At 44.5% G+C, this 21,724-nt stretch carries 16 protein-coding genes; 12 read left to right on the forward strand and 4 right to left on the reverse strand.

Translation table 11 applies throughout. The features are described from left to right. Positions 1–6: 6 nt before the first annotated feature. Both fba and QXV08_RS06880 read right to left on the reverse strand, forming a co-directional pair. Positions 7–825 carry a class I fructose-bisphosphate aldolase gene (fba, locus tag QXV08_RS06875; protein WP_342786241.1) on the reverse strand — a complete coding sequence of 273 codons (819 nt, stop codon included), beginning with the start codon at positions 823–825 and terminating at the stop codon, positions 7–9. 84 nt (positions 826–909) lie between these two features. After that, positions 910–1,404, reverse strand: a complete 495-nt coding sequence (locus QXV08_RS06880; RefSeq protein ID WP_342786242.1) for a small multi-drug export protein — start codon at positions 1,402–1,404, stop codon at positions 910–912. A gap of 180 nt (positions 1,405–1,584) precedes the next feature. Between QXV08_RS06880 and QXV08_RS06885 the strand changes: the two genes are divergently transcribed. The 4 genes from QXV08_RS06885 to QXV08_RS06900 all read left to right on the forward strand — a co-directional run bounded on the left by QXV08_RS06885 (position 1,585) and on the right by QXV08_RS06900 (position 6,648). Beyond that, the gene (locus tag QXV08_RS06885; protein ID WP_342786243.1) at positions 1,585–2,970 is read left to right on the forward strand and encodes a BMP family ABC transporter substrate-binding protein; all 1,386 of its coding nucleotides are present in this window, start codon (positions 1,585–1,587) and stop codon (positions 2,968–2,970) included. 104 nt (positions 2,971–3,074) lie between these two features. Beyond that, positions 3,075–4,586, forward strand: a complete 1,512-nt coding sequence (locus QXV08_RS06890; RefSeq protein ID WP_342786244.1) for an ATP-binding cassette domain-containing protein — start codon at positions 3,075–3,077, stop codon at positions 4,584–4,586. Position 4,587: 1 nt separating this feature from the next. Beyond that, a complete protein-coding gene (locus QXV08_RS06895) occupies positions 4,588–5,709 on the forward strand; it encodes an ABC transporter permease subunit (protein ID WP_342786245.1) in 1,122 nt (373 codons plus the stop codon). Then, a complete protein-coding gene (locus QXV08_RS06900; protein WP_342786246.1) occupies positions 5,710–6,648 on the forward strand; it encodes an ABC transporter permease subunit in 939 nt (312 codons plus the stop codon). 86 nt (positions 6,649–6,734) lie between these two features. On the opposite strand, the gene lysS is transcribed toward QXV08_RS06900, so the two are convergent. Then, the gene (lysS, locus tag QXV08_RS06905) at positions 6,735–8,375 is read right to left on the reverse strand and encodes a lysine--tRNA ligase (protein WP_342786247.1); all 1,641 of its coding nucleotides are present in this window, start codon (positions 8,373–8,375) and stop codon (positions 6,735–6,737) included. Positions 8,376–8,483: 108 nt separating this feature from the next. Here lysS and QXV08_RS06910 point away from each other — a divergent pair, with 108 nt between their 5' ends. From QXV08_RS06910 to QXV08_RS06925, 4 genes are all read left to right on the forward strand, one after another. Beyond that, positions 8,484–9,638 (forward strand): MFS transporter, encoded by a 1,155-nt coding sequence (locus QXV08_RS06910; RefSeq protein ID WP_342786248.1) that lies wholly within the window; start codon positions 8,484–8,486, stop codon positions 9,636–9,638. Between the two features lie 79 nt (positions 9,639–9,717). Continuing rightward, positions 9,718–12,633 carry a leucine--tRNA ligase gene (gene leuS / locus QXV08_RS06915; RefSeq protein WP_342788402.1) on the forward strand — a complete coding sequence of 972 codons (2,916 nt, stop codon included), beginning with the start codon at positions 9,718–9,720 and terminating at the stop codon, positions 12,631–12,633. 163 nt (positions 12,634–12,796) lie between these two features. Continuing rightward, complete coding sequence (locus QXV08_RS06920) at positions 12,797–14,128, forward strand: dihydroorotase family protein (protein ID WP_342821431.1); 1,332 nt, start codon at positions 12,797–12,799, stop codon at positions 14,126–14,128. Between the two features lie 6 nt (positions 14,129–14,134). Then, positions 14,135–14,746: a MarC family protein gene (locus QXV08_RS06925; RefSeq protein ID WP_342786251.1), complete on the forward strand. Its 612-nt coding sequence runs from the start codon at positions 14,135–14,137 to the stop codon at positions 14,744–14,746. Here QXV08_RS06925 and QXV08_RS06930 read toward each other — a convergent pair. Further along, on the reverse strand, positions 14,736–15,530 hold the full coding sequence (locus QXV08_RS06930) for a cation transporter (RefSeq protein ID WP_404991078.1): 795 nt from the start codon (positions 15,528–15,530) through the stop codon (positions 14,736–14,738). The genes QXV08_RS06925 and QXV08_RS06930 overlap by 11 nt on opposite strands. A 269-nt stretch (positions 15,531–15,799) precedes the next feature. Here QXV08_RS06930 and QXV08_RS06935 point away from each other — a divergent pair, with 269 nt between their 5' ends. From QXV08_RS06935 to ppsA, 4 genes are all read left to right on the forward strand, one after another. Next, a complete protein-coding gene (locus tag QXV08_RS06935) occupies positions 15,800–16,033 on the forward strand; it encodes a ferredoxin (protein WP_012608295.1) in 234 nt (77 codons plus the stop codon). A 45-nt stretch (positions 16,034–16,078) separates the two neighbouring features. After that, positions 16,079–17,311 carry a M20 family metallopeptidase gene (locus QXV08_RS06940; protein WP_342821433.1) on the forward strand — a complete coding sequence of 411 codons (1,233 nt, stop codon included), beginning with the start codon at positions 16,079–16,081 and terminating at the stop codon, positions 17,309–17,311. 173 nt (positions 17,312–17,484) lie between these two features. Beyond that, positions 17,485–18,993, forward strand: a complete 1,509-nt coding sequence (locus tag QXV08_RS06945; protein WP_342785386.1) for an acetyl-CoA carboxylase biotin carboxylase subunit family protein — start codon at positions 17,485–17,487, stop codon at positions 18,991–18,993. Positions 18,994–19,149: 156 nt separating this feature from the next. Further along, positions 19,150–21,642 (forward strand): phosphoenolpyruvate synthase, encoded by a 2,493-nt coding sequence (gene ppsA, locus QXV08_RS06950; RefSeq protein WP_342821434.1) that lies wholly within the window; start codon positions 19,150–19,152, stop codon positions 21,640–21,642. Positions 21,643–21,724: the final 82 nt, after the last annotated feature.

Raw genomic sequence — 21,724 nt, forward strand, 5'->3', positions numbered from 1 at the left:
ACTCCCTTACTCAGCGTATTTGATAGCTTCCTCGGGCGGAATTTCCTCGTGTACAACCTTCATTATCGCTTTTATGGCGCCGCCTGGGTTCTTATGCCTGAAAACATTTCTTCCAACCACTACCCCTCTACCACCGGCTCTTATAACGTTTTCAACATCTCTGAGAAAGTCTATGAATCTCTCCCTGACAGCGCCGCCACTCATTAATACTGGTATACCTGATGCAGCCTCAACTACTTCTCTAAATGACTCTAAGCTACCCGTGTAATACGTCTTGATTAAGTCTGCCCCACTCTCGATAGCAGCTCTCACACCGTATTTAACTACTTCGACATCATACATGTTCTTTATCGCTGGCCCCCTTGGATAAGACAGCTGGAGACTGGGGTAGCCGTATTTCTCGGCAAGCCTCTTTACTTCGAACCACTGTCTCAGCATGGCGTCCTCGTATTGGCTGCCCCAGTACACTGTGGCGGCAACTGCTTCAGCTCCTAGTGCCACGGCGTCCTCCACGTATCCGAAAATACTTTGAAGTAGTCTCTCGTTCTCCGGTCTTAGGTTGGTTTTACTGGTTATCTTGACTATTAGACTGGTTTTCCCAATCCATAGATCCCTGGTCATGAACGCTGTTGCCGGTAGCATCATTACAGCATCAACGCCTGCATCAGTGATTTTACCTATTATCGTCCTTGGATTGATGTATTCACGGGGAAAGTCGCTGGGCCCATGTTCAACACCGTGGTCGAATGCGAATACTACTCCTCTTCCACTAGGCAGCAATCTCTTAAGCCTGAGCTCCTTCCCAGCTATACTATAACTCATCATTGTTCACCTCCCTATCTAACTAGATTATTTAAAGGGAGTTAATAATACTGATTCCCTATTTGCGCATATGATTTATATAGTTATTTAAAGCATGAAGACCCGCTTTAATAATTCAATCCCTAGATAGGCAGCTGTAAAGACTATCACCGAGGCCACTAGGACACCGGTGTTAATAGCTATTATGGATCGCCTTCTATCAAGTCCAAGTATATATGCCACTAAACTACCTGTCCAAGCACCTGTTGCAGGAAGCGGTATAGCAACGAAAACCATTAGCGCAATATAAGAGCTCCTCTTAATGCTGAGTGCTTTCCTTTCCCCGAGTTTCCTCAGATACCCATATGCTCTTTTAACAAATAAGGGTATCCATGGTTTTTTAACCAGGTTATCGAGTAGTTCGAGCAATGGAAATGCTATGAATGGAACACACATGTTTGATAAAGTAGCTATTAGAAAACCATATATTAGCGAGTAGGCATCTCCCTTGGAAGCCACCAAGAAAAACGGTATGGCGCCGCGTACCTCGCTCACAGGGGCTAGGCCTAGTATTATTGTCCAGAATACTATGGCTGGATTCATTGAAGCATGCCCCGCGTACTATGGTGGAATTAATTAATTGGATCAGCTTATTAGCTTATTTATTAATTTTCACATAAACAACCCTTCAAGGTGGGAGAATTTATTACATAAATTTTATATAATAGAAATTTTTATATACTAGTATCTACCAGAAATATATGTATAAGGTAAGGGGATAGTATGAAGACAAGCATCCTAGTCGCAGTCTTCGTAATCCTAGTAATAATAGCTGGTGCAGCAGGATTCTTCATAGGGCAATCCATGGCTCCAGCGCAGGTTCAGAAACAATATACACCACCGGAGAGGATAAAGGCTGCATGGATCTATGTAGGACCGGTTGGGGATGCTGGATGGTCCTACATGCATGACATAGGCAGGAAATATGTAGAGACATTATACAAGGATTGGCTTGAGACAACGTATGTTGAATCCGTTTCAGAGGATCAGCTGCTTGGAACAATAGATAGATTAGTTGCCAACGGGTATACGGTGATCTTCACGACATCCTTTGAATTCATGGATAAAACCATTGAAGCCGCTAAGAAGTATCCGAATGTAATGTTCTTCCACTGCTCTGGATATAAGAGGGCTCCCAATGTAGGTACCTACTTCGCGGATCTGTACCAAGTCTACTACTTAAATGGATTAATGGCAGGCGCTCTCACTAGAACAGGCCAGGTAGGCTATGTTGCAGCGTATTTGATACCTGAGGTTGTAAGACACCTAAACGCATTCGCTATAGGTGCCAAGGAAGTAGGTGATGCACTGGGTAAGAATATCACAGTGCATGTGATAGAGATAGGTGCATGGTATGATCCTACGAAGGCTAGGCAGGCTGCGGATACGTTGAAGACGCAGTACAATGTAGATGCACTTGCATTCACAGAGGACTCCACGGCTGTTGTGGAGTACGGTGAGGCAAATGGTGTATACGTCTTCAGTCACTACGGCCCAATGCTGAAGTACGGCTCCAACTATGTTGTAAGCGGTCAGATCGTTAGGTGGGAGATAATATATGCTGATATACTAGCCAAGATAAAGGCTGGGATATATAGGCCGGATAACTTAGACAAGGTTGACTACTGGTATCTGTTAAGCTCTGGCGCGGTGGATCTAGGCGCCGACATCGCTCCTGATGGTAGTATAGTAATGATAAATCCGAAGTACATCGATATCTTAAAGAGCATACAGGTGACGGATAAGTTAACCGGTGAAAAACTCAGTGTATACGATCTAGTTATGAGGAGATACTGGCAGATGAAAGGCGCCTTCACAGTAGTGCCGTTAGAGGAAACAGCCTTAACGCATGTATATGAAAACCTATCCTCTATAAACATTGACTGGGGCGGTAAGATAGGTACTAGACCATACCCGATAGCACCGGTATTCGACCCGTTCACAGGGCCGTTTACAGCGTACTGCCTATACACACCCGATAAGGCCACGTCTACGTATTGTAAAGGTATGTCACAGGGTGCACAGATATCATTCCCGCAGGGATATGTTGCCGGGCACGATGATTTATGGAACATGGACTACCTAGTATCATGGGTCGTTAAACACTAACCGGATTAATTATATATTATATTTGAGCCCAGCATGTTTTTTAATCCCCTTCCCTCTTATCATTTATACCAATAAGACGAGTAAATAATAGGGTGTCCTATAAAGTGGGCGAAAACAAACCACTAGTATCTGTGAGAAATATATCGAAGTCCTTCCCTGGTGGGATAGTAGCGTTGGATGATGTGAGCTTCGACATCTACAGGGGTGAAATAGTAGCATTGTTAGGGGAGAACGGTGCGGGGAAATCGACGATGGTGAAGATACTATATGGGGTATACTTCCCTGATGAAGGCGAGATCTTTATTGAGGGTGGAAAAACCGTGTTCTATAATCCAGTAGACGCTATAAAACAAGGTATTGTAATGGTTTCGCAGATACCGCAGCTCATAGATAGGTTAAGTATAAGGGAGAACCTCGTAATAGGATTAAGCATCTTTGGCTTCAGTAAACTAGCCAGGACTTCCAGGGTGGATAAAGTAATCAGGGAGATAAGTGGGAAACTTGGGATGAAAATAGACCCAGATACCATGGTGTGGAAGCTAACGTATACGCAGAAGCAAATGATTGAAATACTGAGAGCTTTTCTTTTAAACGCTAAACTAATAATCCTGGATGAAGCCTTGACATACCTGCCCTTGGAAGAGAGGCGGAGATTCTACATGGTTCTAGACACGTTTAAGAAGAATGGGGGTTCTAGCCTAATTATAACGCATAAGATCACGGAAGCCATGGAGATAGCTGATAGAATAATAGTGTTGAGGCGTGGCAAGCTCTCAGGCATCCTGAGACGTGAAGATGCGAGTATAGAGAAAATCCGCGAGCTAATGTTCGGGGAGGACGCTGGGAAAATAACATATGAAAGATTAACATCGGCTACGCCACTTAATGAAAACTGTATAAGCATAGAGGACCTCGTAGTAGTAGACGAGTATGGTAGGAAAATCGTAGATAATGCGAGAATACTTGTTAGGAAAGGAGAGGTAGTAGGCATCGCCGGTGTAGCGGGTAGTGGTCAAAAAGAACTACTGCAGGCAGTCATGGGATTAATCAGGGTCAATAAAGGAAGAATAACTATTATCGGCAATGATGTAACTAATAAGGGCGTAGGTCTAGTTAGACAGCTTGGAGTCGGATACATACCAGATATACCGCTACGTCATGGTGTCTCCTCAGACAACACTATCCTTGAAAACATTGCCGTATTATTTCAGAAAGATAGAGCTGTAATTAGATGGGATGAGGCAAGGGAGATAGCGGTTAGAGTAATGAGGAAATACCAGGTTCTAGCGAGGAATGAGGAAACACCTGTCAAGATACTCTCTGGAGGCAATATAATGAAGGTGATTGTGGGGCGGGAACTAGAATACAGTAAGACCGCGTTGGTAGCATATAATCCTACAAGAGCCCTCGACGAAGTTACAGCTGTAATGGTGCGCAGAATCATTAAGGATAAGGCGGTGAATGGGAAAATAGGGGTGTTGCTCGCTAGCGAAGACCTCGATGAGATCTTTCAGTTAAGTGATACCATATATGTGATGAACTCTGGGAAAGTCTACGGTCCATTTAATGCTGAAACAGCTAAAAGAAGCGAGATAGAGCACTTAATGGTGATGTAGCATGCGGATACTTATAGTGAGGCGGAAGACATCTCTGAAATATGGAACCATACTAATAATACTGCTCTCACTGACGATAGGTGCGGCGTTATTCACAGCTATTTTGACTATACAGGGAAGGAGTCCTGTTGAAGTATTAGGCACGTTACTGGTCTCGTTTGTGTCGCCATCGATCGTGAAAGATTTCATTATCCTAACAATGCTTGGATATGCATTACTCGTGTCATTTAAGGGTGCACTATGGAATATTGGAGCGGAGGGGCAGCTCTTCATATCAACGATACCGGTAATAGTACTGACACTATATGTAATGCCTAATCCATCCTCGCGACTACACGCCGCCGCAATAATATTGCTCATAATTATTGCTTCAACGATCACTGGCGCAGCCTGGGCGTCAATAGCTGGCTTCATTAGGGCATACCTTGAAATAGACGAGGTACCGGTGACCCTGATACTGAATTATATTGCATACTACGTAGTAAACATCCTGGTGATAGGCCCCCTCAAAGGCACGCATGTATATGGTTATAATAGGACTGATGAAATACCCGGTATATACAGGTTATATGTTACCGGTTTAGAGAGAACGTTCACAGGTAATCCTGTAATGGATACATTCCTGGGGTTCATTTACGAGGTGATATATTATCTTCCATGGCTGGTAGCAATGATAGTTATAATGTTTACTGTATGGTACCTATTAAACAAGACTCAGATAGGGCTTAGAATAAGGATACTCGGCTCAAACCCGGACTACTTAAGAAGCGTGGGGGTGAATACACGTCTTACACTAGTCTTAGCTTTAACTATATCAGGCGCTATAGTTGGCTTCACCTCGGCATTCTATACACTGAGCGATCTACTGAGGCTATCGTACCCTATAGAGGGGCAAACAGCTGGATACGGTTATTTAGCAATACTGGTTGCATGGTTATCCATGCTTGATTATAAATTAATACCTGTCTCAGCATACATTGTCGCCTCACTTAGGACAGCCGGCATAAATCTCCAGGTCGGTGGATTAGGTGGACTAGAGCAAACCCTGTTACTGATAGGCCTGATTCTCGCCGTGTATACGATAGTTAGATTCCTCCGTGACTACGAGGTAAGGGTGGTCTAGATGGATGGATCAGTTATAGAAGCGCTAGCTCCTTTAATAGCAGCCTTCTCAACAATGTATCTAGTTGCTGTGGGACACAGTATAGTTGAGAAATCCGGGATACTTAACCTGGCTATCGATGGAGTCTTCTTCTTCTCAACCGGCGTCAGCGTCTATCTCGCTGTAACACTATATAATGGATTAGCGTTCCTCGGTATAACTTATCCAGCTACAACGATACTCGCAATACTTTTAACCGGTGTATTCACAGCTATGCTTGGCGCGTTCATGGCATGGGTCCTAACATCTCTACCCATCAGTCACGGCGCCCTAGGGCTCTCACTACAATTTGTTGGATACGGATTAGGTATAATGATGGGTTATCCTATACGCCAGAGTGTCGGAAGCATTGAGCCCTATGCATTACCATACAACGCAGTAACCTATACCACCCTGCTCATCGCATCTATTATAGCCGGGGTTCTCGTATATGTCTTCTTGGAGAAAACACCACTAGGTGCATCGATAAAGGCCTGCGGTGAAAACCCTCATGCAGCCTCGGCACTCGGGGTCAACGTATTAAAGACAAGGCTGGTAGCGGGTATCCTAGGATTCTACATAATTGGTGTTGGAGCTGCATTAAATCCACTGGCATGGCAGAGATACTGGGATATAAAGTCATATATCCTTGGATATGGGTGGTTCGCGTTTACAATAGCCTTAGCCGGTGGAAGAAACCCCATATACCTAATACCTCTCTCATTCGCTTTCGGCGGACTCCTAGAATACAGTATAGAAATAATGGTTATACTCAAAGTATCAGCTGACGTTGCAAAACTAATACCGTTTATAGGGGCCCTCGGCGTAATGGTGATATATGGTGCTACTGAGCTGAGGAGAATATTTGCATCGCCCTCGAGCCTGGGTAAGGTATACTATAAGGAGGAAAAGACGGTATAACATATAGCTTTTATCAAAAGCTTTTTCTTCTTTCCCTTCCTCTTAGTATTCACTTAAATTTTGAAATCCAGGTTTAAGCTTGGTTCTCACTTAGTGTATTTAAATACTTCGAGATACCTGAGCGCTTGCTCCCTACCCATTAGAGCGAGCAATGGGGCAGCTCTAGGTCCACTTGGTTTTCCAATATACAGCATGTAGAAGTATTTATAGAAGTCGTTAACCATGTTTTTCTCTAGTGAGCCCGTTATATTAACCATTGTATTCTTAATTGATTCCTCATTCCACTCGCTTAATGCTGAGAGCCCCTCATATAATTGTATGAATAGCCCCCTATATTCTCCTGGTACTTCCCGAGCCTTCTTGCTGGCCTCCTCAATAGTATTCAATGTGAATACGTTTGCTTCGCCACCATATTTAACTGCCCATATATACGCTCTTGGAATAGTTTCAAGGACTCTTTGAACCCCATAGCGACTTGGCTCAGCTGGGAGTAACCCAATGTTCTTCAATCTCTTTAAGCCCTCTTCAACCCATTTATCCCTCGGTATTATCTGGGCTAGAACAGCGAGGTGTGTATAGGGTATTTGCTCGGGAGGCTCTCTTGGTGGGGCCCCCTTTGGATAGCTCAGCTCATAGCTCCTCTTTAATATGATTTCCTCCTCTTCATCCTTTGCTTTCTCCAGCCCGTAATATATTCTCTCGGCCCTGTAGTACTGGCTATAATACTGGGGGACCTCGTGTAATCCGACAGCATATTTCTTCATCGGCGGTGTCTTCAACACGATGAACCTATATATATGTGGATGTGCTACCTCCACCCAGTCTCTTGGCGTGAATCCTAGAAAATCACTGCTTCCCATATCTGCTATTTGCCCTGTGGGTGTCCTCCACTCCACCCACTCGTATGGCAACCCCTCCGGGGGTTTTATCCCATAGACGTTTACCGCTAGGTCTACACAGCTATCCCTGCTTCCGCCAGGCATTGCATGATCCTTGCCGTAGGGTTCGAAGTCTACTCCAAGCGTCCACCATACGCCAACCCATTCTATCCTCCACATTAGTTTTCCATTACTTATCTCTGTAACCCCTTTGTAACCACAGTGCTCGCAGACATATTCAACGTGGTCTTCATCGATTAGCCTTATAGCCTCCGTTGTATCTATTCTCCCGCATTTCTCGCATACTGGCTCGATTGGTATCCATCCCTCGGGATATGGCTTTCTACCCCTGTACTTGTTGATTGTTTTCCTGACCTCCTCTTGCTTCTCAAGTGTCAGCTTTACGAATTGCTTCATCCTGCCCTTATACATATCTGTTGTTGTAACTACCTCGATATTGCCATCTGTGAACTCGTTGATGAATGGCCCAAAGTCGCTCCAATAGTGTTCAACCCAGTTGCCATGGCATCCCTTTGGATCAGGTACTCTAATTAATGGATTACCCTTGTATCTTGCTGCCTCACCTGGATCGGGGAATTGTTTCAATTGCTGCTCCTTTCCCTTCCAGGCATCTTGCGTGTAGAGGGTGAGGTATTGTTTTATCTTGAGTCCCCGCTCACTGAGTATCCTTCTGAGCGTCTCAGCTATTATTATTTCACCACGTAGTCTCCCAACATGCTGTAGCCCTGAGACTGAGAGTCCACCATTGAATACATATACCTCTTTACCCCTCTTCGCCAGTGCGTTGTAGAGGTTATCAGCCAACTCATCGATCCAGTGTCTCACCATCTCAAATACACCATGCCATAAATGGATAGTGGTGTTGATGGCTTATTAATATATTTTCAGCTCCATTAATACATTGCAGCGGTTATAAAATGATGTTGGGTGGCAGTGATGAGAAAGGCGATCGTGGTATTCGTACTCCTAGGACTTGTATCGCTTTTCGCTGACATGACCTATGAGGGGGCGTTATCCATACGTGGAAGCTACCTGGAGATCCTTGGTGCCCCCATCATAGTGGCAGGCTTAATTAATATAGGTTGGCTTGTCAGCTATGGATCAAGGTTCCTTAGCGGGGTTTTAAGCGATTACCTTAGAAAGCCAATCATACTCTGGGTGCTCACTGTAACAGGGTATTTGATCAACGTTATCGTTGTACCGCTTCTAGCGTTTACCAATAGGTGGGAATTGGTGCTGGTACTTATCGTGTTAGAGCGGTTTGGGAAAGGCCTAAGGGCCCCTGCGAGAGACGTTATACTAGCTGAGGTAAGCGAGGGAATAGGTAAGGGGCTTGGATTCGGGATTCATGAAGCTATGGATCAAGCAGGGGCTGTGTTAGGGCCATTACTGGCATCACTGATCCTCGTGGCGAGTAATCAGGATTATCCAAGAGTGTTTCTAATGCTTGGTGTTCCTGGAGCCATAGCTGTAGTGTTAGCTATTATTGCCTGGTCTACGTATCCACAGCCTAGTTCGCTTGCAACGAGAAAAAGTATGCTAGGCTTCAAGGGTTTAACGCGTAGCTACTACATGTATACGGTTGGATTCTTCCTTTTCAGCCTAGGCTTTATATCGTGGGATATAATCAGCTACCATGCTAAAAATATAGGATTAAGGGGAGACTACATAGCGCTGCTCTATAGTATAGCTATGCTGGTAGACGGCTTACTAGCCGTGCCCTCGGGGCTCCTCTACGATAGAGTAGGAGTGAAAAGCACTATCCTAGCCCCACTGGCATCCATGGCTGCAGGGATAGCGTTCACGGTGTTTATCGATGGAAACCCATTAATAATGGCGTTTACATGGGGTCTTGCCATGGGAGTTTTCGAGACGAATATCAGAGTGGCTGTCTCAGACCTGGTACCAGCTGAAAAAAGGGCGTTTGCGTATGGGTTCTACGGCCTAGTGGAGGGGTTAGCAATGCTTGTTGGAGGTGTGATTCAGAGTATTCTAATAGCTGAGAACACGGTATTGCTCGTAATATACATAGTTATCACAGAGCTCTCCAGCCTCATAATATTCTCCAGGATCTCCAGGATATTGGACTAGGAAGAGTTAACATGATGCATAGAGTTTTAAACAAACCATATACTCTATTTCTAGAATAGACTTGGAACGGTGTCTAGGATTGAATGAAAGGGAGTTTCTAGAGTGGTTGAGGAGTATAGAGGCTAAATGGCAGGCTAGGTGGAGGGAGAACAGGATTTTCGAGGCAAACCCGGAACCAGGGAAGCCTAAGTACTTTATAACCGTACCCTACCCCTACAGCAACGCGCCTTTGCACATAGGACATGGGAGAACATATACTATTGGAGATATTGTCGCAAGGTATAAGAGACTGAAGGGATATAATGTCCTCTATCCCATGGCTTTTCATATAACGGGTACACCAGTACTAGCTGTTTCAGAGATGATATCGCGTGGTGATGAACGCGTTGTCAACATGTATAAGTCGTATATAAGATACTATGTCGGTGATGAGGGAAAGGTTAACGAGATACTTGAATCATTTAAGAACCCATTGAATCTAGCCGTGTTCTTCGCTGAGAGGATACAATCAGACTTTGATGCCCTTGGATACAGTATCGACTGGAGGAGGAAATTCCATACCGGTGAACCCATATACAACAAGTTTGTCACGTGGCAATACTATAAACTGAATGAGAAGGGATTGATCACGATGGGTGATCACATCGTAACATACTGCCTCCTCCATAATCAACCAGAAGGAGAGGACGACATACAGGATGCTGATGTGAACCCGGTTGAGATACTCGAGTACACAGCCGTGAAATTCCTTGAACCAGAATGGAAGGTGTACCTGGTAGCAGCGACGCTGAGACCTGAGACGATTTACGGTGTCACGAATCTATGGGTTAACCCTAATGTAAAATACCTTGAGATATCCTTTGGAGACGAGGTATTAATTGTATCGGAGAAAGCATATGTAAAACTGGTTCACCAGCATCCTGAGAAGGAGATAAGGGTTCTCAGAGAGATACCAGGTAAGGGATTAGTTGGTAGAAGAGTGGTCTCGCCGCTCGGTAAGGAAGTGATTGTTCTACCAGCTGAATTCGTTGATCCAGATAACGCCACGGGGGTAGTCTATAGTGAGCCGAGTGATGCACCATACGACTACGTGGCTCTCCAGGAGTTAAAAGCCAAGAAAGACGTGCTTAGAGAATACGGCTTAAACCCTGAGATAATTGACTCGATCACGCCTATCAAGATAATCGATGTACCGGGGCTAAGTGATCACCATGCAAAAATAATAGTTGAGAAAATAGGTATTAGGAGCCAGATAGATGAGCGCTTGGAGGAGGTTAGCAGGGAGGTATATAGGGAGCAGTATTACAATGGAGTAATGATCGTTGATGACCCATTGGTAAAGGGTCTCACAGTTAAAGAAGCCAGGGAGGTTATTAGGAAGAGGCTGATCGACTCTAACCAGGCATTCATATTCTATGAGTTGAATAGGAAGGCAAAGTGTAGGTCGGGCGGTGAAATCATAGTAGCCAAGATAAAGGGACAGTGGTTCCTCAACTATGGTGTGAAGGCCGTTAAGGAGAGGGTGAAGAAGTATATAGAGGAAGAGTTAGTAGTGATCCCTGAGAAATACAGGAAGGCTTTCCTGGACACGGTAGACTGGCTGGATAAAAGACCCTGTGCTAGGAAGAGGGGTATTGGCACGCCTTTACCATGGTCGCCTGACTGGATTATTGAGAGCCTAAGCGATTCAACAATATACATGGCGTTCTATACTATAGTGCATAAGATCCGTGAATACGGTATTAAACCAGAGTCGCTGACGCCGGAGTTATTTGACTACGTGTTCCTTGGAATAGGGGATCCCGTGGATGTCTCTAGTAAAACAAGCGTGCCATTGAAGGCACTTGAGGAGATGCGGTCTGAATTCATGTATTGGTACCCAGTTGATCACAGGCATACATCTATACCGCATATAAGCAATCATCTCTCCTTCTACATATTCCACCATATAGTTATATTCCCGCGTGAGCACTGGCCCAGGATGATAACCCTGAACGAGACAGTGATACGTGAAGGAGCCAAAATGTCGAAGAGTAAGGGTAATGTAATACCCTTAAGGGATATCGCTAGACTCTACTCAGCCGATTTATTCCGTCTTTACATATCATGGGCAGCCGGATTGGATAGCGTGCTGGATTGGAGAGAGAAGGAGGTGGCCATCGTAGTAGATTCATTGAAGAGGTTTGTAGAGCTCGCTGAAAACGCTGTTAGGGCTGAGTGCAGGGATAACGTGGTTGATGATGTTGTCTCAAGATGGTTTATGGATAAATTCTATCAGTTGGTCAGTGATGCGAGCAATAATATTGAACACATGGAGATACGTGAATATGTGCAGAATGCATTCTTCAACGTATTATCTCTGATTGATAAGTACCGTGATATAGTGGGTGATAGCTATCTCTGTAGTATTAAACAAGTATTAAGGGATTGGATCACAGTGTTGAATCCTGTGATACCTCATGTAACAGAGGAGATAAATGAATTAATGGGTGGCAAGGGCTTCTTGTCTAAAGGCTCGTGGCCAACCTCTCGTGAAGCAAGGTATCCTGAGATAACTATGGCCATTGATAACGCGTTAGCCCTTCAGGAAGATATAAGGGAGATACTTGGATTAGTCAAGGGGGTGCCAGGGAAGATATACATTATAGTTGCGCCAGAGTGGAAGAGAGAGATAGCTGTTAAAACCCTGGATGGCATTCAGCTAAGAGAGATAATGGATTATATGAGAAGTAGATACGGGTTGAAGGGTAGGGAAGTCGAGATAGCCGAGGTTTACAACTACTTCAAGAAGCAGCCAAATGAGAAGGTAAAGCTGATATCGAGCTCCACGGAATTCAATACCTATATGTATATGGTGCAATACTACTCTAGGAAGTTCAATGTGGATGTAGAGGTACTATGGGAGGATGATGCAAGGGTTAAAAGAATACCTAAATCAGAGAAGGCGCTACCCCTTAAGCCCTCAATATATGTTGAATTAATTCATCACCGCTGAGTAACCAGTCCTCTATTTTCTTTAAGGAGGTCCTCTGCCGTAAAGTAGGATGAAAATGTTTAAGCCCGTGTTTTATAGCCGGGTGGTTGACTACTTGGTCTCAGTATTTAAATAGTTTTACAATCAGGATAAAACAATTAGAAAGCTAGGTGGTGTTTAACTGTTGACGCTACTTGTTAAGAATGCCGGCATCCCTTTACCATCGGGGGATATAGTGATTGGCAACATATATGTTGAAAACGGTGTTATCACTTATATTGGTAGGAAAGAGATAGAGGCTGACAGAGTCATTGATGCTGAAGAGAGGTTAACTATACCTGGGGGCATAGACATACATGCCCACGTATATGATCCGGCTTACACTAGTAATGAAGACTGGGAGACAGGTAGTCTAGCGGCCGCATTTGGTGGTTTAACAACAATAGTTGACATGCCTCTCAGAACAATTGTTGATAACAGGAAAATCCTTGAAGAGAAGCTGAGTGAGGCTAGGAAGAACTCATATATAAACTATGGTGTGACAGGCGGCTTCATTAATGAGAAGAACTATAATTCTATACCCGAGTTAGCACGATATGGTGTTAAAACGTTCAAGTTCTTCACATGTAGACCATTCAAAATAAGCGATGAAACGTTACCCGACGCCTTTGAACAAGTGACTGTTGCTAATGGAGTCGCAATAGTGCACGCTGAAGACGAGTCATTGATAGGATACTGGGAGAAGAAGCTGTTGTCACAGAACAGTATCACAGCATTTCACTCAAGTAGGACCGGTGCCACAGAGGCTTCAGCGATATATAGAGTCGGCTATATAAGCCTAGATGTAGGTGCTAGAGTGCATATTGCCCATCTCTCTAGCAGGGAGGGGATTGAAGCCGTTGCAGACCTTAGGAAGAAGATTAATTTAACGAGTGAAGTAACACCTCATCACTTATTCTTCACAAGGGATGAGACATCGAGGTTTGGGGCATACCTTAAAGTAGCCCCCACAATTAAAACAAGAGAGGATAGGGATGCATTGTGGAGAGCTCTCGATGAAGGCATTATAGATGCATATGTAAGTGATAACGCTCCAGCCCCGAGAAGCATGAAGGAGGCTAATGTATGGGAGGCATGGGCCGGTATCCCTAATCTGGAGATAATGATTCCATTCTTATTTACATATGGTGTTCTCCAAAGACGTATCTCGCTAGCTAGATTCATAGATGTTACATCAAGGAACCCGGCTAAAATACTTGGCATCTACCCCTTAAAGGGTGAGTTATCGATTGGTAGTCACGCTGACCTAGTGATTCTTGAGACAGGGAAGTCTAAGAGAATAACTGCTTCAACTCATCATCATAAAGTTGATTGGACTCCATGGGAAGGCATGGAATTGTATGGTTATCCATATTACCTAATAGTAAATGGAGAAGTAATCATAGAAAAGTATGAGCTCATAGGTAAAAAAGGCTTTGGAACATATATTGGTGAGTTAAAGCCGAGGAAGAGGTAGTGTATTATGGATTACTTGATTATACTGCTAAGTTACTTCACACAGTTGATAGCTATAATGAATCCCTTCTCGGCTATACCTACATTTATGTCTCTTACCGAGGGATTAGAACGCCGTAGGAGGCTTGAGATAGTTAAGAAAGCGTATTTCGCGGGATTAATACTGGTAATACTTTTTACCCTGGTAGGCCGCTACATCCTTGAAGCATTCAACATCTCAATAGCCAGCCTCCGGGTTGGAGGAGGCATAATATTGATGACTATAGCGCTAGACATGCTTGGTGATGAGGTTAGAACTAAGCGTATGCATCCAGGCGATATAGCGGTCGTACCAATAGCAACACCCCTTATCATTGGGCCGGGTACCATAACAACTATACTCTTGCTGACATCGTCTCTCCAGGAGACAACTGGTATAATAGTGGTTTTAATTGCTGGAGTTATAGCTTGTAGTGTTACATTCCTCATACTAGCTCTAAGCGATATATTGACAAGGCTCTTAAGCATGTCCACTGTACGCGCTATAGGTAGATTCATGGCATTGATTATTTCCGGTGTAGCAGTTGAGATGATTATCCAGGGGTTGCATAGCTATTATGTTGAGTTATTTAAGGGCTAGACACCTCTATACATACATCCACGCCGTTCTCACTGAGTTTTTTCTTTAAATTCTTCAAATTTTCATACCTGGTGCTTCCAGGACTTAGTACAATGTCCCCGTGATACTTACCGGGCACTATTGTTCTAAGCCTTATGGATTTGACCAAGAAACCCTCAGACTCAGCTATTCCCACTACTTTCTCGTAGATGCTTAGTGGTGGGGCCTCATCAGCCATGAACGATGCTAGATTACGCCCCTCCTCATATATCTCGTAGAAAATATAGGAGGTGAGTAATACGGCGCCTCCATAATCTACTAGGTAGCTGTATAGCGCGCCGCCGAGGCTGGCTATAATACTAACTACGCCTTCTAGAACCTCACTTATAGTGAATGCGCCGTAAGCCCTAATAGATGGGGGAGCACTCCTCGATAAGAATATAGCAATAGAGTATACCAGGATGGCTGCAACTGCTAAGTAGAATGCATCAAGTTCCACACTGTATTCTCTCACATAATATAAACGGGTAATGCTGATGCCTGCTACAAAACCATAGGTTACAATCATTACGAGTATACCAATATACTCGAAGCGTTCGTGCCCGAAGTGATGATCCAAGTCTGGCGGTATAGTGGTCACCCTTCTTGACCATATCACCACGAGCAGTGCTATCATGTTTGCAATGCTTGTTAAGGCGTCAACGAACAATGTGTTACTACCGTAGAGTATGCCTCCAAGTATTTTCAACATACTTCCAGTGGTTCCAGCGATAAAGATCGCGATTACCTTGTTCAAAGAGTTCACCCTAGCCATGTCTAGCACTATGTGCTGTGGGTCTTTTAAGGTTTTTGTAGATTGTAATGCTCTTCTTGCTTTACTTGTTTAAATTTATAAGCGCCGGATCCTTTAAGTCTATCGGTGACCCATGGTCTCCGAGATCCATGGTCGACCGTGGGGAGGGGTCAGGGGAAACCGTGGACGGGAAACGGTTGAAACAGCAACATACCCTTATCCCCGTATGGCTCGATATTTTTATAACCTATGATGGATTATTATATTGGTGGTGCTAGGCTATGTATAGAGTGAGAATTGAACCAAGGGAAAACTGTATATCTGACATGGTATGTGTCTCAATATGTCCCGATGTCTTCGAGATGAATCCTGAAGACAATAAGTCACAGATAGTTGAGAAATACAGAGAGAAAGGTAATATAGCCGTGGGCTTGATCCCAGATGACCTAGCTCAATGTGCGCAGGATGCAGCTAATGCCTGTCCTGTTCAAATAATACATGTTGAAAAAGCCTAGTTTTTTAAAAACCCATAATTCAACCCTATCTTTAGGGGGTGCTCCTTGACTATTTCTCAAATACATGAGACAGCTAAAAAGATACTTGTGGACAGTATCAAGTTCCCCACTGTGCTTGGAGAAGCCTATGAGGATATGGTTGACTATTACCGGGAGCAGTTATCGGAATACGGTATTCATGTGACAATACACAGGGTTCCCGATGAATTCCCTAGGAAGACCCTTCCCAAGGAGTTCAACCCTGAGAAACCCAGGTTCATATTACTGGCTAGAATAGGTAGCGGTGAAAAGGTACTCCAATTCAATGGACACTATGATGTAGTGTCGCCGGGAGAGGGCTGGGAGACGCCGCCCTTCGAGCCCGTTGTCAGGGATGATCTAGTATATGGGCGTGGCGCAACGGATATGAAGGGTGGGATAGCGTCTATACTTACAGCCCTCATATCTCTTGCACAGGAGAGGAGAGAGCCAGGTGTGATTATCGAGGTTGCTCTTGTGCCAGATGAAGAAATAGGTGGTAGGACTGGCACGGGCTACCTGGTTAACGAGCTCGGCAGTAGGCCTGACTATGTCATCATAGCTGAACCCTCCGGCTTAGATAACATCTATATCGGTCATAGAGGGAATGTATGGGGTATCATAAGGGTGCATGGTAAGCAGGCTCACGGCTCAGCACCGTGGCTTGGAGACAATGCATTCGAAAAGATGCTTATATTCGCACAGGAATTCCTTAAGAGGTATAGGGAGCGGGTTTCCTCCAGGAAGAGTAACTACCTATACGAGGATGAAAGAGCAGCCTATCCCACAATTACACCAGGTGGGCTCTTGATCGCGCCTGGATCGATAAATATAGTGCCTGGAACAGTGGGTTTCAGCATAGATAGGAGATTGATAGTTGAGGAGAGTGTTGAGGATGTGATCGGGGAAATTCAGGGATTACTTGATCAGGTCAGCAGGGAGCTCAATATAGATTCAACATTTACACTCGTGGAGTCCTCGCCACCAGCGTTCACCCCACCTGATAACAAGTATACTCAAATACTTGGTGAAACCATAAGGGAGAACACTGGTAGAGAACCCAGGAAAACCATATGTATCGGCGGATTGGATCTAAGATACTATACAATTAAAGGAATACCAGCCGTATCATATGGACCAGGCGAGGTAGGGTTGGCTCATAAACCTAATGAATACATTAGGATAAGTGATGTGGTAAGGGTTAGCAGGATATATGTTGACTTTGCTAAGAGATTTGAGAAAGCCCAGATGAATACCTAGAATTGAGTAGCGGGAGATAATCGGGCTGGCCCGTTCTAAAGGGCGTGGGTTTCTTCAGGGTGATTCACTGGTTCCCCGTGTCTTTTTTTTTTTGATACATCTTTAACTCGTTTTTCGGGATTGTTTTTATTAAGTACGTGAGAATATTGTAGGTTAAGATAAGGAGGTCAGTGATGCCTAGGAGAATACTCATTGCTAATAGGGGAGAGGTAGCTGTAAGGATAGCCCGTACCCTTATTGAAAAAGGATATCACCCCTTAGGGGTATATGTCGGCAATGACGAGTCAAGCCCTCATAGAAGATATATGGTTGAAGAGGTAAAGATATCTAGCTACACGAATGCAAAGGAGATTATTGAGGCTGCAATAGAACTTGGTGCAGAAGCCATACACCCAGGGTATGGCTTGCTCGAGAGCGAACCGGAGTTCTCCCAGGAGGTTGTACGTAGGGGATTAATATTCATTGGTCCACCGCCTGGTCAAATAGAGTTTGCACGTGATAAACTAGCTGTCAAGACGTTGGCCGAGAAGCTTGAAATACCGACCCTTCCATGGAGCCTTGTGAAAAACGAAGAGGATCTCGAGGAGTTCGCGAGGACGTATGGCTATCCATTAATACTTAAACCTGTGAAAGGCAACTGGGGTAGGGGGCTTAGGATACTGTGGAGTGAGAAGGATCGAGACCAATTGAAGACCCTTATCAGGGAAGCTGAGAAAATATACAGGGATCCAAGGATATATGTCGAGCCATATATTACAAGCGTTAAACACATAGAGGTACAATTAATTGGTGACGGGGAAAAAGTAATCCATTTATATGAGAGGGAATGCAGTATCCAGGACAGCTACATGAAAACCATTGTGGAGGCTCCCTCTACACTCCAGGTTAATGGTTTACGGGAAAAAATACTCAATTACGCCTTGGCAATCGGGGAAGCTGTGAGGCTGAGAAATATCGCCACAATAGAATTTCTGTATGATACAAGGAGCCGCAGTGTCTTCCTTAATGAGGTAAACATAGGTCTATCCCCTGAGCACGTTGTCACCGAGGCGGTCACCAGGATTGACCTAGTCGAGAAACAGGTTGAGGTGGCATTATATTCTACAATAGGGTTAAAGCAGGAAAACGTCTCATTGAACGGGTGGGCTTTCCAGGCCAAGATATTTAATAAAAACATATTCAGGGATGAGCCTTCAAGCGGCTTAGTTAAGACTTATAACGAGCCAAACGGCTTAGGAATAGCATGTGACACCGGGATAGCTCCCGGGGTTAAGGTAAGAGATGAGTACACACTCCTAGTTAAAGTGCTTGCCTGGGGAAATAGTAGGCTTATAGCTTTAAATAGGCTGAAGCGTGCTTTAAGTGATATATATATCGATGGGGTGCACACCAATATACCAATGTTAAGGGAGATCCTTGATTCAAAGGATGTTGAAAACGGGATCTACAACACCAGGTTCCTCGTGGAGAAGAGGGATGAAATTATCTCTAAGCTCAGAGAAAGAATGCTGCTCCATGCCATCGTATCTATCTCCCTGATCGAGTACGGTAGTAAAGAGGCAAGGAAAATACTTGGGGAAGGTAAGCTGAGTGCTGAGAAGATAATGGAGGAAGCTTCAAGAACAAAGAGGACGGCATGGTTCTACTATGCCAGGCTAAGGGAGAGGATGAGGAGAAAATAAGGTGGGAGAGGCATTCTACCGATATACGTGTTTTAACACTGTCTTAGATACCGGTGGTTTCCTATGTATCACTGACTATATACTATTAATAGATGTATATAGGAAAGCTTTTTATCCCTCATAGGTATTCTTGAAGACGAGCGAAAAGGTGGTTAAATGAGTAAGGAGAATAAGTTCGTTCTATGGCTTGAAGAAGTTAGAAAAGAAGATGTCCCATTAGTTGGAGGTAAGAATGCAAACCTTGGAGAAATGATTAATGCAGGGATCCCAGTACCCCCTGGATTCGCTGTTACAGCATACGCCTTTAAGTACTTCCTTGAGAAGACGGGGCTTGGCGAGAAAATATATGGCATGCTGAGGAAGCTCGATGTAAACAATACTAAGGAACTTGAAGAGACAACCGCGAAAATAAGAGAAATGATAATGAACCAGCCTATGCCTCCAGAAGTGGAGGAGGAGATAAAGAAATACTATATCGAGTTGGCAAAGAAGCTAGGTATGGATCCAAACAAGCTTAGAGTAGCTGTTAGAAGTAGTGCTACAGCAGAGGACCTGCCGGAGGCAAGTTTCGCTGGACAACAGGACACCTATCTAAACGTGTATGGAGCCGACAGCGTAGTATACCATGTTAAGAGATGCTGGGCAAGCCTCTTCACTGCAAGAGCAACATTCTACCGTGTTGCGCAGGGCATTCCACATGAGAGAACATTCATGAGTGTAACAGTTCAGAAGATGGTTAACAGCAAGAGTGCAGGCGTAATGTTCACGCTTCACCCTGTAACAGGAGATGAGAATGTCGTAGTAATAGAGGGTAGCTGGGGTCTCGGCGAGTCCGTTGTTGGCGGTAAGGTCACCCCTGACGAGTTCGTTGTGGATAAGAAGACACTTGGCATAGTGGAAAAGCATATCAATAGAAAGATATTCATGATAACATTCGATCCAGCTCTAGGTAAAAATGTTCACTTGAAATGGGATGATCAGAAGGGTAAATGGGTTGCTGAGGAAGGCGAGAACATTAATCCGCCTCTAGCCCAGATAGCCAACCCAGATAAGCAGGCCTTATCAGAGGAGGAGGTTAAGAAGCTGGCTGAGCTGGCGCTATTGATTCAGAAGCACTATGGTAAGCACATGGATATTGAGTGGGCGATTGACTCCGACCTACAGTTCCCAGCCAACGTATTTATTGTGCAGGCAAGACCAGAGACAGTTTGGAGCACTAGGAAGGCTAAGGAAGCCGAAAGGAAACCCGAGGAGGTAAAGGGTAAAACCGTGAAGCTAGGTGAAGCAAAAGTACTAATTAGGGGTCTACCGGCTTCACCAGGTATTGGTGCGGGTGTTGCTAAAGTCATATTCGACCCGAAGAGCAAGGAGGCCATGGAGTTCAAGGAGGGTGACATACTGGTAACAAAGATGACCGATCCTGATTGGGTACCATTAATGAAGAAAGCTAAAGCAATAGTAACCGATGAGGGAGGTATGACCAGTCATGCTGCAATAGTTAGCCGTGAGCTGGGTATTCCAGCAGTCGTTGGAACAGGTAACGCTACGCAGGTCATTAAATCTGGTACAGAGGTAACCGTTGATGGTGGCAGGGGAGTAATATACGAGGGTATAGTTGAGGAACTAGTAAAACCGAAGGCTGAGGCAAAGGCTGAGGGAGTAGTTGCAGCAGTAGGCATCAGCCCTGAGCAACTACTGCCATTATACCCTGTCACAGCTACAAGGATATACATGAACCTCGGTGAGCCAGACGCTATTGAGAAATACAAGGATCTACCCTTCGATGGCATAGGCTTAATGAGGATAGAGTTCATATTCACTGACTGGGTGCAGTATCACCCATTATACCTGATCGAGATAGGTAAGCCAGAAATAGTTGTTAACAAGCTGGCTGAGGGCATAGCTAAAGTTGCGCAGGCAATATATCCAAGACCGGTGGTAGTTAGATTCAGTGACTTCAAGACAAATGAGTATCGTGGACTGAAGGGCGGTGAGAAATATGAGCCTGATGAGAGGAACCCAATGATTGGCTGGAGAGGAGTCAGCCGGTACATTCACCCGAAGTACGAGCCAGGCTTCAGGCTAGAGGTTAGAGCCATTAGGAAAGTAAGAGAAGAGATGGGATTAACCAACGTATGGGTAATGTTCCCATTCGTCAGGACAACATGGGAGCTTGAGAGAGCCATTAAGATAATGGAGGAGGAGGGATTAAAGAGGAGTAAGGACTTCAAAGTCTGGGCTATGGCTGAAGTGCCAAGCATAGCGCTACTAGCTGACAAGTTTGCTGAGTACGTCGACGGCTTCAGCATTGGCAGCAACGATCTCACACAACTGGTGCTTGGTGCAGACAGAGACAGTAATATACTCGCTGAAATGGGCTACTTTGATGAGAGAGACCCAGCTGTACTAGAAGCGATTAGAATGATAATTGAGAAGGCTCATAGCAAGGGAGCCACTGTAAGCATTTGCGGGCAAGCTCCAAGTGTATACCCAGAGATAGTGGAGTTCCTGGTAAGGCTAGGAATAGACAGTATAAGTGTCAATCCCGATGCAGTGGTATCAACCAGGAGGCTAGTGGCGAGTATTGAGAGAAAGATCATGTTAGAGAGGTTGAACAAGATAATTGAGAAGCTGAAGGACTTTGAGTAATTTTTTCCTAAAAATTATTTAATCCCTAACTCAGGCCAGCCGGTAATCAATACTAATAATTAATCTAAATATGTTTTCTAAA

The sequence above is a fragment of the Desulfurococcus sp. genome (assembly GCF_038881575.1).
Classification (GTDB): Archaea; Thermoproteota; Thermoprotei_A; order Sulfolobales; family Desulfurococcaceae; genus Desulfurococcus.

Excerpts from the sequence above, each read along its gene's own strand:
- fba (WP_342786241.1), bottom strand. The coding sequence starts at position 825 with ATGATGAGTTATAGTATAGCTGGGAAGGAGCTCAGGCTTAAGAGATTG.
- QXV08_RS06880 (WP_342786242.1), bottom strand. The coding sequence starts at position 1,404 with ATGAATCCAGCCATAGTATTCTGGACAATAATACTAGGCCTAGCCCCT.
- QXV08_RS06885 (WP_342786243.1), top strand. The coding sequence starts at position 1,585 with ATGAAGACAAGCATCCTAGTCGCAGTCTTCGTAATCCTAGTAATAATA.
- QXV08_RS06895 (WP_342786245.1), top strand. The coding sequence starts at position 4,588 with ATGCGGATACTTATAGTGAGGCGGAAGACATCTCTGAAATATGGAACC.
- QXV08_RS06900 (WP_342786246.1), top strand. The coding sequence starts at position 5,710 with ATGGATGGATCAGTTATAGAAGCGCTAGCTCCTTTAATAGCAGCCTTC.
- lysS (WP_342786247.1), bottom strand. The coding sequence starts at position 8,375 with ATGGTGAGACACTGGATCGATGAGTTGGCTGATAACCTCTACAACGCA.
- QXV08_RS06910 (WP_342786248.1), top strand. The coding sequence starts at position 8,484 with ATGAGAAAGGCGATCGTGGTATTCGTACTCCTAGGACTTGTATCGCTT.
- QXV08_RS06925 (WP_342786251.1), top strand. The coding sequence starts at position 14,135 with ATGGATTACTTGATTATACTGCTAAGTTACTTCACACAGTTGATAGCT.
- QXV08_RS06935 (WP_012608295.1), top strand. The coding sequence starts at position 15,800 with ATGTATAGAGTGAGAATTGAACCAAGGGAAAACTGTATATCTGACATG.
- QXV08_RS06945 (WP_342785386.1), top strand. The coding sequence starts at position 17,485 with ATGCCTAGGAGAATACTCATTGCTAATAGGGGAGAGGTAGCTGTAAGG.
- ppsA (WP_342821434.1), top strand. The coding sequence starts at position 19,150 with ATGAGTAAGGAGAATAAGTTCGTTCTATGGCTTGAAGAAGTTAGAAAA.